This window comes from uncultured Dialister sp., from assembly GCF_937959425.1.
In the GTDB taxonomy this organism is placed as follows: domain Bacteria; phylum Bacillota; class Negativicutes; order Veillonellales; family Dialisteraceae; genus Dialister.
Window position 1 is genome coordinate 1 of sequence record NZ_CALGPS010000095.1, and the last position, 14461, is coordinate 14461.

The window sequence follows — 14461 nt, forward strand, 5'->3', positions numbered from 1 at the left end:
TATAAAATATGGGCTGTGAAAAAATGATTTACATTTTTTCACAGCCCCTTTTTTGGTGCGAGCGAAGGGACTCGAACCCTTATGCAAAAAGCGCAGGATCCTAAATCCTGTGCGTCTACCAGTTCCGCCACGCTCGCATGGACAGATTTTATTATATAAGAGAAACCCCACCGGGTCAAGAAATTTCATCGCCCGCAAAAGGGAAAAGAAAAACAGTTCCCGGATTTGGAGGAGGATGAAAAAATAGATCTTTCTTGCTGGGGGAACTGTTTTTGACAAGATCAGGCAGGATTTCCTGCACCTTTATTTTACACCTTTTTTGAGATGATTTATCAAAAATCTATGATAGTGATTTTCTATAAAGAGGTATAAATTTTTTGTCATAATAAAGGCCGTGGGTTCTCCGCGGCCGGATTCAGCGCCCCGGAGGGCGCAAAGGTTCTCAAGATTGACCGGCCTGTGACCGGAAGGTTCTTAAGCTTGACAGCGGCTCTGCCGCTGAGGGTTGTGCTGGCGGCTGTCGCCGCAGTTTATAGCCCCCTTCCTTGGGAAGGGGGCGCCGTTAGGCAACGAAGGATAGAGGCGTCAAATACGTGCCTGATTTTTCAGACCTATCCTCAGCCCTATCGGGCAGCTCCTTCCTGTGGAAGGAGCCTTACGTTACGTGCATCCTTTCCCGCCGGACCCGTCATTCTAAGCCGCAGGCGAAGAATCTCGGTACTCGAAGCATATAAGATAATCGGTAGTAAATACCCGTCGGCGGGAAGCCGACAGCGGATAGCGGCCCTCCCCCCTTTGGTTCCTGCGGCACCACCTTTCCCCCTAAAAGGGGCACTATGGCTGCTCTGCAATGTACCACCAGCACACCAGCTCACCAGCTCACCAGCCCACTCCCCTCACACATGAATATCCCCGATGACGTCTGCCAGGGTGAAGGTATCCAGTTTATCTTCCAAAGCCTTCTGGGCTTCGTGGAGGCGGCCGTCCAGGGCGTGGTGGATGTCCCTTCCTACGGGGCATTTGGGATTAGGGTGTTCATGGAAGCGGAAGAGGCCCTCTTTTTTCAGGTTCTCGGCTGTGAGGTACACGTCAAGAAGGGTGATTTCTTCCGGCTTTTTGGCCATGAAGGTGCCGCCGGTACCGCGGTGGACGGTAATCATGCCGGCTCCCTTCAGGCGGGACAGGAGACGACGGATGATGACGGGGTTCACTTCAATGCTGCCGGAAAGCACGTCGCTGGTAACCTTTTCTTTATCCTGGTACAGGGCGATGTAGGCAAGCATATGGATGGCAATAGTAAATTGACTTGAAATCTGCATGGTTCCTCCTCGATTCAATCATGATTTATTCTTATCATAGCAGATTAGGGAAATAAAAGTAAGGCAGGCTTATGAAAAGCCCGCCCCTTTTTCCCTTTTGTATTAAGGAAGCACTGATTAATGAATCACTGCGAAGCCGCCGGTCCAGGAAATTTTTTCTCCTGCTGCCAGGGAAATCTGCAGGAATCCAATGGCTTCCATTTCACGAGCCCGTTTCAGGGAGCCTGCATCCAGAACGGAAAGGCCGCTGCCTTCCAGCGCTTCTGCCAGTGTCTTCTTAGCTTCCTCAGAGTCCGATGCCGCCAGCACTACCGCCGGTTCTTTACCTCCCACTTTTCCTGCTGCCAGAACGCCGGCGAATGTGGTATTGAAGGCTTTGACCACCGGAGCCTCCGGCACCTTTTTCTGGATTTCAGCGGCAGCGGAGGAATCGGCCGGAACTACCAGGCCGTCGAAGGTATCAAAGTTGACGGGGTTCGTAATATCTACCAGTACCTTTCCTGCCAGTTCGTCCTTATGGGCGGCAAGGATGCTGTCTACAGCGCCATAGGGTACTGCCAGCACCACCACATCCCCTAAGGATCCCTTGAAATCGCGGCCTCCGTAGGTGACCTTATGTCCTGCTTTTTCAAAATTGCCACCGATAGCCTTTCCCATATTGCCTTTGCCAAAAATTGTAATTTCCATCATATTTCCTTCTTTCTGTAAAAATCATCGTTCCAGTCTCAGACGATGTATCTGTAATGTTCATTGTTACAGTTAATATATCATGCACTCTGACATCTGTCAATAACTATATCGAAATTTCTTCATGTTTCTTTTCTCCAAGCAAAAACGGCATCCCGAAGGATACCGTTCCAAAAAATTATTATTTTTCTTTGGGAACCATGTCTTCCGCCTTCAGGATGCCCCGTTTCCGCCGCTGTGCAAATTCCGCGGTGGCGGTGAAGAGGACATCGCTGGAGCTGTTCAGTGCTGTTTCACAGGCATCTTCCAGTACGGAAATAATGAATCCTACCGCCACTACCTGCATGGAAATATCATTTCCAATACCGAAGGAAGCGCAGGCCACCGGAATAAGGAGGAGTGATCCCCCGGCTACACCGGAAGTGCCGCAGGCGCCGATGGAGGAAACAATGCAGAGCAGGAAGGCTGTGGGCAGATCGATGGCAAGGCCCAGGGTGTGGGCAGCTGCCAGAGCCAGTACGGAAATGGTAATGGAAGCGCCGGCCATATTGATGGTGGCTCCCAGAGGAATGGAAATGGTGTAGATGTCAGGATTCAGTCCCAGCCTTTTGCAGAGGGCCAGGTTCACCGGAATATTGGCAGCGGAACTTCTGGTAAAGAAAGCATAGACGCCGCTGTCCTTCACCGTAGCCCATACCAGAGGATATGGATTTTTATGAGTTTTCAGATAAACGATGAAAGGATTCATGATGAAAGCTACCAGGCCATAGGAAACGATGAGCACTCCCAGAAGCTGGGCATAGCCCAGAAGAGCGCCCAGACCGGCGGTTCCAACAGAATCGGCCACCAGGCCCATAATGCCGAGGGGAGCGAAATGGATGACCCAGCCCACCATTTTCGTAATGGCAGCGGCAATATCATTGAGGCAGGTTCTTGTCACATCTCCTGCCACAGACCGAAGGGCAATCCCCAGAATCACCGCCCAGGCCAGGATGCCGATGTAGTTGGCATGCATAAGGGCGGAGACCGGATTATCCACAATGCTCAGGATAAGCGTATGGAGTACCTCCACAATGCCGCTTGGCGGAGCCAGTTTCGCATCCGGTGCCACCGTCAGATTCAATGTGGTAGGGAAGAGGAAGGACATGCCTACGCCCACGATGGATGCGCAGAAGGTGGCAATCATGTACAGCTCGATAATCGGCTGAATACTGTTTTCCTTGCTTTCTTTCTTCTGCGCCATGGCATTCATGACAAGGAAGAACACCAGAACCGGTGCCACCCCTTTCAATGCCTTGACGAATAAGTCACCAAAAATCTTCACCACCGGAATCACCGGCTGGAAAAACAGGGCAATCACGATGCCGATGACAAGCCCGATGGCGATTTGCTTAATCAGCGCCACGCCGGTAACCCATTTTTTAATTGTTGTAAGCAAAATAAACCTCCTGCACACCCCAAAATACAAATTCTGTCCTCCTACAGACAGAAAGGGCAGATTTCCTCTGCCGCACAAAAAGAGGGAAAGACTCCTCCTGGACAGGAATGCTTTCCATGAACAATTACAGTATACAACGCTCCTGTATCTCTTGCAATCAGTTTATCTTTAAATGCTTTTTTGGCATGGGTATGCATGAGGTGAAATTGGACGCCAAGGGTTCAAAGAGAAAGAGGGTTCTGCGCCCAAAGGGCGCGGAAGGTTCTAAAGTTTGACGCCCGCTTTGCGGGCGAGGGTTCTTAGGTTTGACAGCGTCCTTTGGACGCTGAGGGTTGTGGTGGCGGCTCCGCCGCAAGTTTATATGGGCCGCTTTGCGGCCCGGGTTCATAGGGTTCAGAGGGAGCACCCTTCGGGCGCAAGGTTCCTAAGATTGACCGGCCTAAAGGCCGGAGGGTTCTTAAGTTTGACGGGCCTACGGCCCGAGGGTTGTGGTACCGCCCTGCGGGCGATGATTATAAAGTCAGCGTTACGGGCTTACCTTTTGTGTCTCCAGCGGTGCATGGCGAAGTGCCAGAGCCTCCTTTCTCAGGAAGGAGCCTGCGTTACGTGCTCACCTTTCCGCCTCATATTTACCGTCTGACTGTCTGACCTTCTAAAAATTTTCCACTAAAAAAACTCCCCGGAGGGAGTTTTTTTAGTTCCTTATTCTTCGTCTTCCGGAAGTTCTGCGTTGGTGTACACTTCCTGTACATCGTCCAGGTCTTCCAGTTCAGCGGTGAGGTGAGCCATGGTCTGGGCTGCGTCGCCTTCCAGCTTGACATAGTTGTCAGGCACCATGGCCACTTCGGATGCTTCTACCGGGATGCCTTCTTTTTCAAGGGCATCGGATACGGTGAGGAATTCTTCCGGGGTGGTTGTGATTTCGTAGCTGTCTTCATTGGAGGACACGTCTTCTGCACCGGCGTCAAGGGCTGCCATCATGACGGTGTCTTCGTCGGCAGCTTCTTTGCTGACGATGATGGAGCCTTTTTTCTTGAACATCCAGGATACGCATCCCGGAGTGCCTACGGAGCCGCCGTGATGGGTGAAGGCGTGACGGATGTCGGCTGCCGCCCTGTTTCTGTTGTCGGTGTTGCATTCAACGATGACTGCTGCACCGCCGGGGCCGTAGCCTTCGTAGGTGACTTCATCGAAGCCTGCACCGCTGGCAGCGCCTACGCCTTTAGCGATAGCTCTCTGAATGTTTTCCTTTGGCACGTTGTTCTGTTTAGCCTTGGTGAGGGCCAGTTTCAGACGCATGTTGCCTACGGGATCACCGCCGCCCATGCGGGCTGCAATGGTGATTTCCTTGGAAATTTTGGTGGTAATTCTGGCGCGGATGGCATCGGTTTTGCCTTTTTTGCGCTTAATGTTTTCCCACTTGGAATGTCCGGACATAGTAAGTTATTCCTCCTTTTTATTCCACCAGGGTTCGCCCAGAAGGCGGTCGAGGATGATGGCCACGGCGCTTCTCACGCAGAGGTGGTTGTAAGTGCCGGCGCCGTAAATCGGTTCCACAATGTAATCAAATTTCTTCATCATTTCTTTGGTCATGCCGAAGCCTGTACCGAAGAGAATGAAGATGGGGGTATCCTCGTCGTGGATTTTCCTCCGCATGGCTGCGTAGGAGATAGTATTAGGATACACCCTGGCGTCGGTGGTGACAATAGCCGGTTTTTTTCCGGTTTCTTTTTCAATCCATGAAATCGCATCTTCCAGTGTGGGAACCAGTTCGGTTTCTTCAAAGGCTTCTTTGCGATTGGCATTGTAGTGTACGCCGCCGCCTGTTTTCCAGTGATTCATGATGCGAAGGGCCATTTCACGCTGTGCTTCCACAGGATGCACGATGAAATATTTCTTCACGTCATAGGTTTTTGCCGTTCTGGCAATGTCGTGGAGGTCGTAGTTGGTCAGTGCCGTGGTAACGACTTCCATATGTTTGTTGTAAATAGGATAGTGGATGAGACCTATGTATACAGGTGCCATAATCACTCCTCCTTTTCTTCCCTGATTTCTTCCATGAGCTTCCTGTCTTCTTTGGAAAGCTCCTGTCCTTCCAGAAGGTCCGGGCGGTACATCATGGTGCGGCGGAGAGCTTCTTTCCTTCTCCACCTTGCAATGTTTGCATGGTGGCCGGAAAGGAGAACGTCCGGCACTTTCCAGCCGTTGTATTCGGCGGGCTTGGTGTACTGGGGGTATTCCAGAATCGGTTCATAGAAGGAATCGCTGGCTGCGCTTCCTGCGTCTCCCAGGACCCCCGGCACCATGCGGGCTACGGCGTCGCTGATGACCATGGCCCCCAGTTCGCCGCCGGTGAGGACGTAGTCTCCGATGGAGATGAGTTCATCCGCCAGGTGTTCTTCCACCCGGTGGTCCACTCCTTCATAGTGGCCGCAGATAAGGACCAGATGGTCATAGTCACGCTGCAGTTCCTTGGCCTTGTCCTGGTTGAAGGTCTTTCCTGCCGGTGACAGGAAGATGACCCGATCCCTTGGGCCTTTTTCAGGGAGCACGTGATGGCAGGCATCAAAAAGGGGCTGGCACATCATGAGCATGCCTGCACCGCCGCCGTAAATGGTATCATCCACCTGTCTGTGGCGGCTTTTGGTAAAGTCTCTGGGATTGGTCACAGCCATTTCTATCAGTCCCGCTTCCAGGGCCCGTTTAATCATGCTCTGGTGAAAGAATGCTTCCACGAATTCCGGAAAGAGGGATAATATGTCGATTTTCAAGATGCAAGCCTCATAGGGGTCTTCCCGCCTTTTTGAAGAAGGCAGCGGGAGACGTAAAATAAGCTATTCCCACTCCGGCAGGCGCACCGTCATACGTCCTGCCTCTATATCTATGGAAAGAACACATGACGGTATGGCCGGAATCAGGATTTCCTTTCCTTCCGGTGTGCTGATGGAGTACACATTGTTGGCTCCGGTTTCTATGATTTCTTTCACAGTGCCCACAGCCTTTCCGTCTTCCGTTACTACGTTAAGCCCGATGAGCTGGAAGTAGTAGTAGGACCCCTTTTCCCTTTTGGGGAGTTCCGAGAAGGGAACTTCCACCACTTTGGAAATTAGGGTTTCCGCCATATTCCTGTCATCCACCCCTTCCACATGAAGAATGTATACATTCTTGTGGGGACGGGCGGACAGGAGGCGGAAAGGTTTTCCTCCGATATAGATGGTTTTGAGTTTTTTAAAAATCTCCGGCCTGTCCGTATCGGGAAGAATACGCAAATCACCCCGCACACCATGCGGGGCTACGATTCGGCCGACGATTATCATTTCATCGGGTTTCATATCAGTTGCGGAAAGCGATGATCTTTCCATCTTCCACCAGGATTTCGCCGCCGGTTAAAGCGTTCATGTCATCGCCTACATGGACGGTGACGATCCTGTTCATGGGCTGACGGTTCAGTTCAGCACCAATGGCCAGCTTTTCCAGGTGTTCCTTGTCAGCATTCAGCTTATCCTTCACCTGCTGCATACGGGCTTTCTGGGCTTCGTACTGGGCGCGGAGAGGAGCGACGGCCTGAATGTTGATTTTGGCCTGTTCAGCCAGCTTGCCATTTGCTTCAAATTCCAGCTGTGCCATATCATGTTCGACACGGCTGATATTCTGCCCGATTTCATTGAGCAGAGTGGTCTTTAATGTCTCGGTGAGCTTGGACTTCACAGCTACCGGGACAAGAATCTGCATTTCTTCCATTGAGGCACCTCTCAAATAATATCCACAGCCACCTTGCGGTTTTCACGCAGGGCGCCTGCTTTGACAACGGTGCGGATTGCATTGGCAATGCGGCCTTTTCTGCCGATGACCTTGCCCATGTCTTCCGGGGCAACATGGACCTGATAAATCTCCAGGCTGCCCTTTTGGACTACGGTAACGGAGACGGCATCAGGGTTCTTTACCAGAGCCTTGACAAGTGTTTCCACTAATTCTTTCATACGCGGCCCCCATTATTTCTTTGCTTCTGCAAACTTAGCAAGGATGCCATTCTTTCTGAGGATAGAACGAACGGTGTCGGTCGGCTGTGCGCCTTTTCCAAGCCAGGAAAGAACCTTTTCTTCATCGATCTTTACCGGAGCGTCCAGTTTAGCCGGGTCGTACCAGCCGATGGTATCAGCAGGAGCGCCGTTTCTTGCTTCTCTGGAATCGATAACTACGATACGGTAGAAGGGATTCTTCTTAGCACCCATACGGGTCAAACGAATTTTTAACATGAAATTCACCTCCTTGAATTGGTCTCGATTATTTATGGAACATCCCGGGGAAACCGGAAAGATTTCCCAACTTGGATGGATTTATCTTCTTGCCTCTCATCTTCTTCATGGTCTTCTGCATTTCAGCAAACTGCTTCATCATGCGGTTCACATCCTGGATTTTTACGCCGGCGCCGTTGGCGATGCGCTTACGGCGGCTGCCGTTCAGGATTTTCACATTCGCCCTTTCTGCAGGGGTCATGGAAAGGATGATAGCCTCAATATGCTTGACTTCCTTGCCGTCCAGGTCGATATCCTTCAGCTGGTCCTTGAACTTGCCCATGCCAGGGAGCATGCCCAGGATAGACTGGAAAGAACCAAGCTTCCTCACCTGTTTCAGCTGACGCAGGAAATCGTCCAGAGTGAATTCACCCTTCCGAATCTTTCCTGCCGCATCCTTCAGGGACTCAGCATCCATATTTCTCTGGGCCGTCTCAATCAAAGTTTCCAGATCGCCCAGATCCAGGATACGTCCGGCCATGCGGTCCGGGTGGAAATCCTCCAGCCCGCCGTCCAGCTTTTCGGAAACGCCAATCATCTTGATAGGCTTACCGGTGACTGTCTTGATAGAAAGAGCAGCACCGCCTCTGGCATCGCCGTCCATCTTTGTCAAGATGGTCCCGTCAATGCCAAGGTTTTCATCGAATGCCTTCGCCGTGGTCACCGCATCCTGGCCGGTCATGGAATCCAGCACCAGCAGGATTTCCTGCGGGTGAACCTCAGCCTTGATATTCCGAAGCTCCGCCATGAGCTTCTCATCAATGGTGAGTCGCCCTGCCGTATCCAGGATAACGATATCCCGGTTATAGGACTTTGCCGTATCCACAGCGTAGGAAGCAATGTGTACAGGATCCACATTCGGCGGCATGCGGTACACCGGCACGTCCGTCTGCTGGCCCAAAACCTCCAGCTGCTTGATAGCTGCCGGACGGTACACGTCGCAGGCTGCCAGAAGCGGCCGGTGGCCCTTCTTCTTGAACATAAGCGCCAGCTTGCCGGCAGTGGTGGTTTTGCCGGCCCCCTGGAGACCTACCAGCATAATCACCGTCATGCCCGTAGAAGACAGGGTGATTTTGCTCTGGGTTCCCCCCAGAAGCTCCGTCAGCTCATCCCGGACGATTTTAATCACCGTCTGGTCCGGCTTCAGGCTGCCGAAAACCTCCTCGCCCATAGCCTTCTCACGGACATGGGCAATGAAATCCTTAGCCACCTTGAAATTGACATCCGCCTCCAGAAGCGCCCTTCTGACCTCGCGGAGCGCCCCGTCGATATCACTCTCCGAAAGCTTCCCTTTCCCCCGCAGATCCTTAAACGCAGACTGCAGCTTGTCTCCTAAACTCTCAAATGGCATAAGGTCACCTCAATCCCATAAACAGTCAATCAGTACACGAGCCTTCGTGTGATACTGATCCGGAATCAATTCCATGAGCTCCCTGGCCGCCTTCTCCTTATCCCCCTTCATGGAAACAAGATGAAGGACAGACTCATAAGTCATGAGCTGCTCCTCCCCGTGGCGCATGGCATCGTGCACCGCCTGCCGGGAAATATGAAAATGTTCCGCAATCTCCGCCAGAGTCAGATTCTCATTATAATACAAATCAAGACAGTCCCTCTGGCGCTGCGTCAGGAGCGCCCCGTATCGGTCCAGGAGCTCCCCCTTTTCAACGATATTTTCTATAGACATAGTATCACCACAACGAGAATCATTATACAGGAAGAAAAGAGACTTGTCAAGGAAATTTGCTTTACAAAGGTGAGGCGTTCTGTGCCCCACGGGTTCAGAGGGTTCCCCTTCGGGCGCGAAAGGTTCTTAAGATTGACCGGCCTAAAGGCCGGAGGGTTCTTAAGTTTGACGGGTCTACGGCCCGAGGGTTGTGGTATCGCCCTCGGGGCGATAATTATGAAGTAAGCGTTACGGGATTTCCGCTTTTGTCACCATGACTACATGGCGAAGAGCTAAAGCCTCCTTCCATAGGAAGGCAGAAGCCCTGCAGAGGGCTTCTGAGCCGGGCTAATATGTGAGCATAGCCTGCACATAAAACGCACACCGTAATGCCTGCCCCAGGCGGCGGAGGATAGCAGGCCTTTCGTAAAGGGCCTGATGTACTGTCTTTACCCTTCCCGCCTACTCTTCATCCTGAGCGCAGCGAAGAATGAAAAGTGGGCCGGAAGCCGGAAGCCCGAAGCCGGAAGCCGACAGCCTCCCAGTGTCTGACTATCAGACATCTGATTGTCTCAATACCTTCCCCCTCTGCCTCCCATCCACTATAATAAGTATATAAATTAAAGAAAAGAGGTCATCCTATGAAGAAACCTGTACTTGCTCTCACCCTCTGCGCCCTGATTTCCACTGGCTCCGTGTTTGCCGCCCAGCCTCAGAGGGACAATTTCTACTGGCTGGGGCAGATTAATAAAGCCAGCGACGTCATCAATACAGACGAAGGCCTTCTGACACCGGAAGAGGGCCATGCCTTTGCCAAAGGCATCGACAAGGTCCTCCGGGACGGGAACCTGCCCGGAGCGCCCAGGCCCCGTAATGTAGTTGCCTTTGAGCCCTACCTCATCAAGGCCGCCGGCCCGGATGTGACGAAAATCCATGCCGGCCGCTCCTCCCAGGACATGCTCACCACCGTTGGCATCATGGAGCAGCGGGAACACCTCCTTACCATGGCGAAAAAGCTGAACAAGGTGCAGGCGGATTTCATCCGGCTGGCAGAGGAAAATAAAGACACCCTCATTCCCAACTACACCAACGGCGTAGCCGCCCAGCCAAACAGCCTGGCCCACTACCTCATCGCCTATGCCAATGCCTACAGCCGGGACATGCAGCGGGTGCGGGAATACTACAAACGCCTCAACCGCTCCCCCATGGGCAGCACCGTGCTGAACGGCACCGGCTGGCCTTTGGACAGGGACCGCATGGCGGACTACCTGGGATTTGACGGCCTCGCCTACAACACCTACGACGCGGGCCAGATTTTCCCCCAGGAAGCGCCCATTGAAACCGGCGGCATCACCAACTGCATCGCCATCCACACCACCAGCTTCATTGAAGAAATTATGCAGCAGTACGCCCAGCCCCGTCCCTGGATCATCCTGAAAGAAGGCGGCGGAAATACCTACGTATCCTCCGCCATGCCCCAGAAAAGAAATCCGGGACTCCTGAACAGCTGCCGCACCGACGCCTCCACCCTTCTCGGCATGTCTGTGGAAGCCATGTTCCGCTCCCATAATATTCCCGCCGGCATGGCTGACGGCCGCCTGAGCGGCGCCAGGGACATCATGCCCCAGGCCTCCAAAGTCCTCACCTCCATGGACAAAATTCTGAACAACCTGGTCATCGACCCTGCCCGTTCCCTGGAAGAGCTGAACCTGGACTGGACCTGTTCCCAGGAAATTGCCGATGAGCTCATGAAAAACCACGGCATCCCCTTCCGCATGGGCCATCACTTCGCCAGTGAAATCGTTACCTACGCCCGGACCCATGATATCACTCCCCGGGACTTCACCTATGAAGACGCCAAGGCCATTTATGCCAAAGTCTGTGCCAGTGACCCCCATCTCCCCCGGGATTTCCCCATGACAGAAGAAGAATGGGAACATGCCAAAGACCCTGCTTCCATTGTAAGAAACAGAAAAGTCAAAGGCGGCCCCCAGCCGATAGAACTGGACAAAATGATTCAAATGGCCAAAGACGACCTGGCCGACAATAAAGCCTGGACAGAAGAAACAGAAAACAAACTGTCCGCCGCAGAGCAGAAACTGAACCAGGACTTCAATAAACTCCTTTGAGACTGCATGAAATAAAACAAGAAACGCCCACCTGCGTGATGCAGATGGGCGTTTTGTGATGCTTTGCGGCCAATAATAGTCCCCAATTCTTTACTTGCAAAACATACCATCAAATTCAAGAGTATGATTCATTTCAGAATTAAAATCATCCAGCCATTTCCCGATTTGCCAAAAGCAAAGCAAGCCAATTACAATAAGCGCCACATATATCAAATATTTTCAGAAACTTCTTTTCCAAACTTTCATCATATAATCCTCTAGCTACGATGTGTTGAGCTAATTTTAATCCCATGCTGATTCATTTTAATCATCCTTCTTATTTACTGTCACCATTACCCTGTCATCAAATACCAGAATATTATAGAAGAACTTGACATTATATGCTTGAATGAGGAAATTATCCTTAAAATCATGGCTTACATAAATTTTTACTTTTGAATCCACCAGTTTTCTTTCAATTTTACCTGCTAATTCCTGTCTGCTAAGTGTGGCAGAGCTGTATTCGTATCTGACTGTATAATATTTTGCTTTCATAAGAGAGCTGTCTTTAAATTGCAAGCCTTCTATACTTTGAATCCCCGTTGAAAATATTGCCGAGGACAGGAGGATAGTACGCTGATTCCCCCGATAATCACTGGTTTTATCTGCAAGCAGAAAAATGAAAGCCGCGCTGAGGACAAGAAAGGCAAGTGCTATTTTATTACCACGAAAAAATCTCCCCACTTGTTTCATTCCTTTCCAGATAATAAGAAAGTGTAATAGCGAATTTCATCCGTCCGCCTGTTTAATCACTTGCCCGCAGATATGCCTGGCTGAGACATTATCTGCTTCCATACATCAAGGGCAGAGTCTTCATCCATCTGATGCCGCAAGACATGGTACGATTTCCATATACCAAACAACACATCAAGTGTATCATTTCCAAAGCCGGACAGATTATCCAACAGTACATAATGGTCTCCATAAGCACGTTCCAGTCTCTTTATTCGCTTACTATGATCAAACTGAATTTCGTTATCAATTAACAGGTTATTATTATAATATTGCCATATATACCCATCCGGCAGCGAAATGACGGTAAATCCGTTTCCTTCATATATATAAAGAATATTCCCCACTTTCTTCAGGCTCTGTACGGTGCAAACTTCAATCCCCCGTTCCACATCCAGCATGGTTGATTCAAACGGAGATTTATAAAAGGGTTTTGCATAAAGAGAGTTTCTGACTTTTAGATGAAACATTTCCTCAAAATTATCCTGCTCTGCCTCGTTAAAATCGTTAAAACTCTTTATTCTGTGAATTGTCGGCCTATGATAAGAGAACTCTATGTTTCCGAAATAAGGACTTTTCATATCTCCTGTATTCTCATACAGTTTTTCTTCTCCCGTCTCCAAATCATAAATTACATAGCCTTCACTCCCAAGAGCATATATTTCATTTCCATCCTGCTTAACAGAAAGTGTCCTTTGTGTAATTATGGTCTGTTTTTTTATATCAACCAGGGAATGCGATTCCGAGAGAAGAAGAATCCTTCCATCAGAATAGCACATAAGGGCTGTCGGCTCATTCATGAAATTCATATAATGTATGCTTAAGGCTATACTCAAGATTAGCAATATTATCAACACGCTAATCCTTATGCCTTTCTGCTCATTTTGATTAACCTTGACTTAATATCTCCACTACTCATCTGCCTTATCATATGCTCCATATTTTCCCTAGGAAATACCGTTGCTACCAGATTTGTAATCAGCCCTTGTTCTCCACATCTTCCCAGCTTAAAGTACCAGTGCGGAGGGTGTTCTTTCCCGCATCGCTTTTGCTGTCTATAACAGCGCCTTCAAAATTCCATCTCAAACATTTACCTTGTTAGTTTTTAGTATGTAATAAAGCTTTTACTTTTCATAATAACAATATCATATTTTATCGAATCCTCAAATGTTGGCTTTTTCTCCCAATAGGTGATTTCTATAGTGTAATCACCTCTATGATAATAGTACAGCTCAGAGCCCTCTCTTGATATATTAAAATTAAGATTTTTCTTAGAGATTCCTCTATCCCAACCCACTTTAATTAAATTTTCATCATAATATTTCATTACATCATCAGCACTTACTAAAGAATATAAGGTACAAAAACCCATTGGTTTTTTATAATTTCTTGTTGAAATCAGTAATCGCTCTTTTAAATATGTATCACAGCCTATCAGTTTGATATCAGGAATTTGATTATACAATTCTTCCTTGGCAGGTTTAGCCATATAATTGTTATATTCTACCAATCCCCATCCCCAAATAGCCATTAAAAGAATAGCTGCTAATGCGATTTTCGTTTTTTCTATTAGTTTGGTGCTATACTGAGTCATTCTGCTTCTCCCTGATATATATAGTGATATATCAATAAGCTGCACATAATATTAGCTTGCGCTCAACAAGCATATTCCCCAAAGGAACCTAAACTCAAGCAGATACCAGCCCTTTATTTTTAGTCATGACAATGAAATAATCAAAATCAGCAGCATTCATGCCCGGTTCATAAATTCCAAGTTCAATAGCATAATCATTAGAATTCAAAAACATATAATAGGTACAGATAGTCTTTCCGGAATCTTCTTCACGATTAGTATGGACGTCCTTCATTATCCAGCCCTGTTTTTTTAGAATAGTGGAATAATATGCTAGAATTTCCGCCCTTCCCCTTTGACTCTTAAAATATCCATTTCCATAAATACGGCTGGGTGCCCGTACTGTAAGTTGTAAGCAGTTTGAGAGCATCTCTTCCTCATCAAAAATTCTTACCACGGGAATATTATTATAAAAATCCGCTTTGTTCTTCTCAATATCACCCGAAAGCACAAATTTCCATCCAAGTATACTTAGTGCATGCTGAATAACTATTTATTGTTGAATATATTAGATAATTACAGATAT

At 49.2% G+C, this 14461-nt stretch carries 18 protein-coding genes and 1 tRNA gene; 1 reads left to right on the forward strand and 18 read right to left on the reverse strand.

The window, feature by feature from the left end:
- Window positions 1-53 precede the first annotated feature (53 nt).
- The 13 genes from Q0482_RS03900 to ylxM form a co-directional block, all read right to left on the reverse strand.
- Window positions 54-137 (reverse strand) — tRNA-Leu (locus Q0482_RS03900).
- 759 nt (window positions 138-896) lie between these two features.
- Complete coding sequence (locus Q0482_RS03905) at window positions 897-1319, reverse strand: Rrf2 family transcriptional regulator (protein WP_299143639.1); 423 nt, start codon at window positions 1317-1319, stop codon at window positions 897-899.
- Between the two features lie 117 nt (window positions 1320-1436).
- Window positions 1437-2009: an NADPH-dependent F420 reductase gene (locus tag Q0482_RS03910; protein ID WP_299143642.1), complete on the reverse strand. Its 573-nt coding sequence runs from the start codon at window positions 2007-2009 to the stop codon at window positions 1437-1439.
- Window positions 2010-2187: 178 nt separating this feature from the next.
- A complete protein-coding gene (gene sstT, locus Q0482_RS03915; protein ID WP_299143644.1) occupies window positions 2188-3444 on the reverse strand; it encodes a serine/threonine transporter SstT in 1257 nt (418 codons plus the stop codon).
- A 702-nt stretch (window positions 3445-4146) separates the two neighbouring features.
- The gene (locus Q0482_RS03920; protein WP_299143646.1) at window positions 4147-4881 is read right to left on the reverse strand and encodes a YebC/PmpR family DNA-binding transcriptional regulator; all 735 of its coding nucleotides are present in this window, start codon (window positions 4879-4881) and stop codon (window positions 4147-4149) included.
- A gap of 6 nt (window positions 4882-4887) precedes the next feature.
- The gene (locus Q0482_RS03925) at window positions 4888-5469 is read right to left on the reverse strand and encodes an RNA methyltransferase (protein WP_296958189.1); all 582 of its coding nucleotides are present in this window, start codon (window positions 5467-5469) and stop codon (window positions 4888-4890) included.
- 2 nt (window positions 5470-5471) lie between these two features.
- Window positions 5472-6215: a tRNA (guanosine(37)-N1)-methyltransferase TrmD gene (gene trmD, locus Q0482_RS03930; RefSeq protein WP_299143648.1), complete on the reverse strand. Its 744-nt coding sequence runs from the start codon at window positions 6213-6215 to the stop codon at window positions 5472-5474.
- A 63-nt stretch (window positions 6216-6278) separates the two neighbouring features.
- Complete coding sequence (rimM, locus tag Q0482_RS03935; protein WP_299143650.1) at window positions 6279-6776, reverse strand: ribosome maturation factor RimM; 498 nt, start codon at window positions 6774-6776, stop codon at window positions 6279-6281.
- Window position 6777: 1 nt separating this feature from the next.
- Entirely contained in the window at window positions 6778-7185 is a 408-nt protein-coding gene (locus Q0482_RS03940; protein ID WP_008859918.1) for a YlqD family protein, read from the reverse strand.
- A gap of 11 nt (window positions 7186-7196) precedes the next feature.
- A complete protein-coding gene (locus Q0482_RS03945) occupies window positions 7197-7424 on the reverse strand; it encodes a KH domain-containing protein (protein WP_291057966.1) in 228 nt (75 codons plus the stop codon).
- 12 nt (window positions 7425-7436) lie between these two features.
- Window positions 7437-7700 carry a 30S ribosomal protein S16 gene (gene rpsP / locus Q0482_RS03950; protein ID WP_008859916.1) on the reverse strand — a complete coding sequence of 88 codons (264 nt, stop codon included), beginning with the start codon at window positions 7698-7700 and terminating at the stop codon, window positions 7437-7439.
- A gap of 28 nt (window positions 7701-7728) precedes the next feature.
- Entirely contained in the window at window positions 7729-9090 is a 1362-nt protein-coding gene (ffh, locus tag Q0482_RS03955; RefSeq protein ID WP_296958196.1) for a signal recognition particle protein, read from the reverse strand.
- 9 nt (window positions 9091-9099) lie between these two features.
- Window positions 9100-9423 carry a YlxM family DNA-binding protein gene (gene ylxM, locus Q0482_RS03960; protein ID WP_299143654.1) on the reverse strand — a complete coding sequence of 108 codons (324 nt, stop codon included), beginning with the start codon at window positions 9421-9423 and terminating at the stop codon, window positions 9100-9102.
- A 620-nt stretch (window positions 9424-10043) separates the two neighbouring features.
- Here ylxM and Q0482_RS03965 point away from each other — a divergent pair.
- Window positions 10044-11531, forward strand: coding sequence for a lyase family protein (locus tag Q0482_RS03965; RefSeq protein ID WP_299143657.1), 1488 nt, complete (start codon window positions 10044-10046; stop codon window positions 11529-11531).
- Between the two features lie 145 nt (window positions 11532-11676).
- On the opposite strand, the gene Q0482_RS03970 is transcribed toward Q0482_RS03965, so the two are convergent.
- From Q0482_RS03970 to Q0482_RS03990, 5 genes are all read right to left on the reverse strand, one after another.
- Window positions 11677-11823, reverse strand: a complete 147-nt coding sequence (locus tag Q0482_RS03970) for a hypothetical protein (RefSeq protein ID WP_299143659.1) — start codon at window positions 11821-11823, stop codon at window positions 11677-11679.
- 11 nt (window positions 11824-11834) lie between these two features.
- Window positions 11835-12254, reverse strand: coding sequence for a hypothetical protein (locus Q0482_RS03975; protein WP_299143662.1), 420 nt, complete (start codon window positions 12252-12254; stop codon window positions 11835-11837).
- 65 nt (window positions 12255-12319) lie between these two features.
- The gene (locus tag Q0482_RS03980; protein ID WP_299143664.1) at window positions 12320-13111 is read right to left on the reverse strand and encodes a hypothetical protein; all 792 of its coding nucleotides are present in this window, start codon (window positions 13109-13111) and stop codon (window positions 12320-12322) included.
- 296 nt (window positions 13112-13407) lie between these two features.
- Window positions 13408-13896, reverse strand: a complete 489-nt coding sequence (locus Q0482_RS03985; protein ID WP_299143667.1) for a hypothetical protein — start codon at window positions 13894-13896, stop codon at window positions 13408-13410.
- Window positions 13897-13990: 94 nt separating this feature from the next.
- On the reverse strand, window positions 13991-14386 hold the full coding sequence (locus Q0482_RS03990; protein WP_299143670.1) for a hypothetical protein: 396 nt from the start codon (window positions 14384-14386) through the stop codon (window positions 13991-13993).
- Window positions 14387-14461 lie beyond the last annotated feature (75 nt).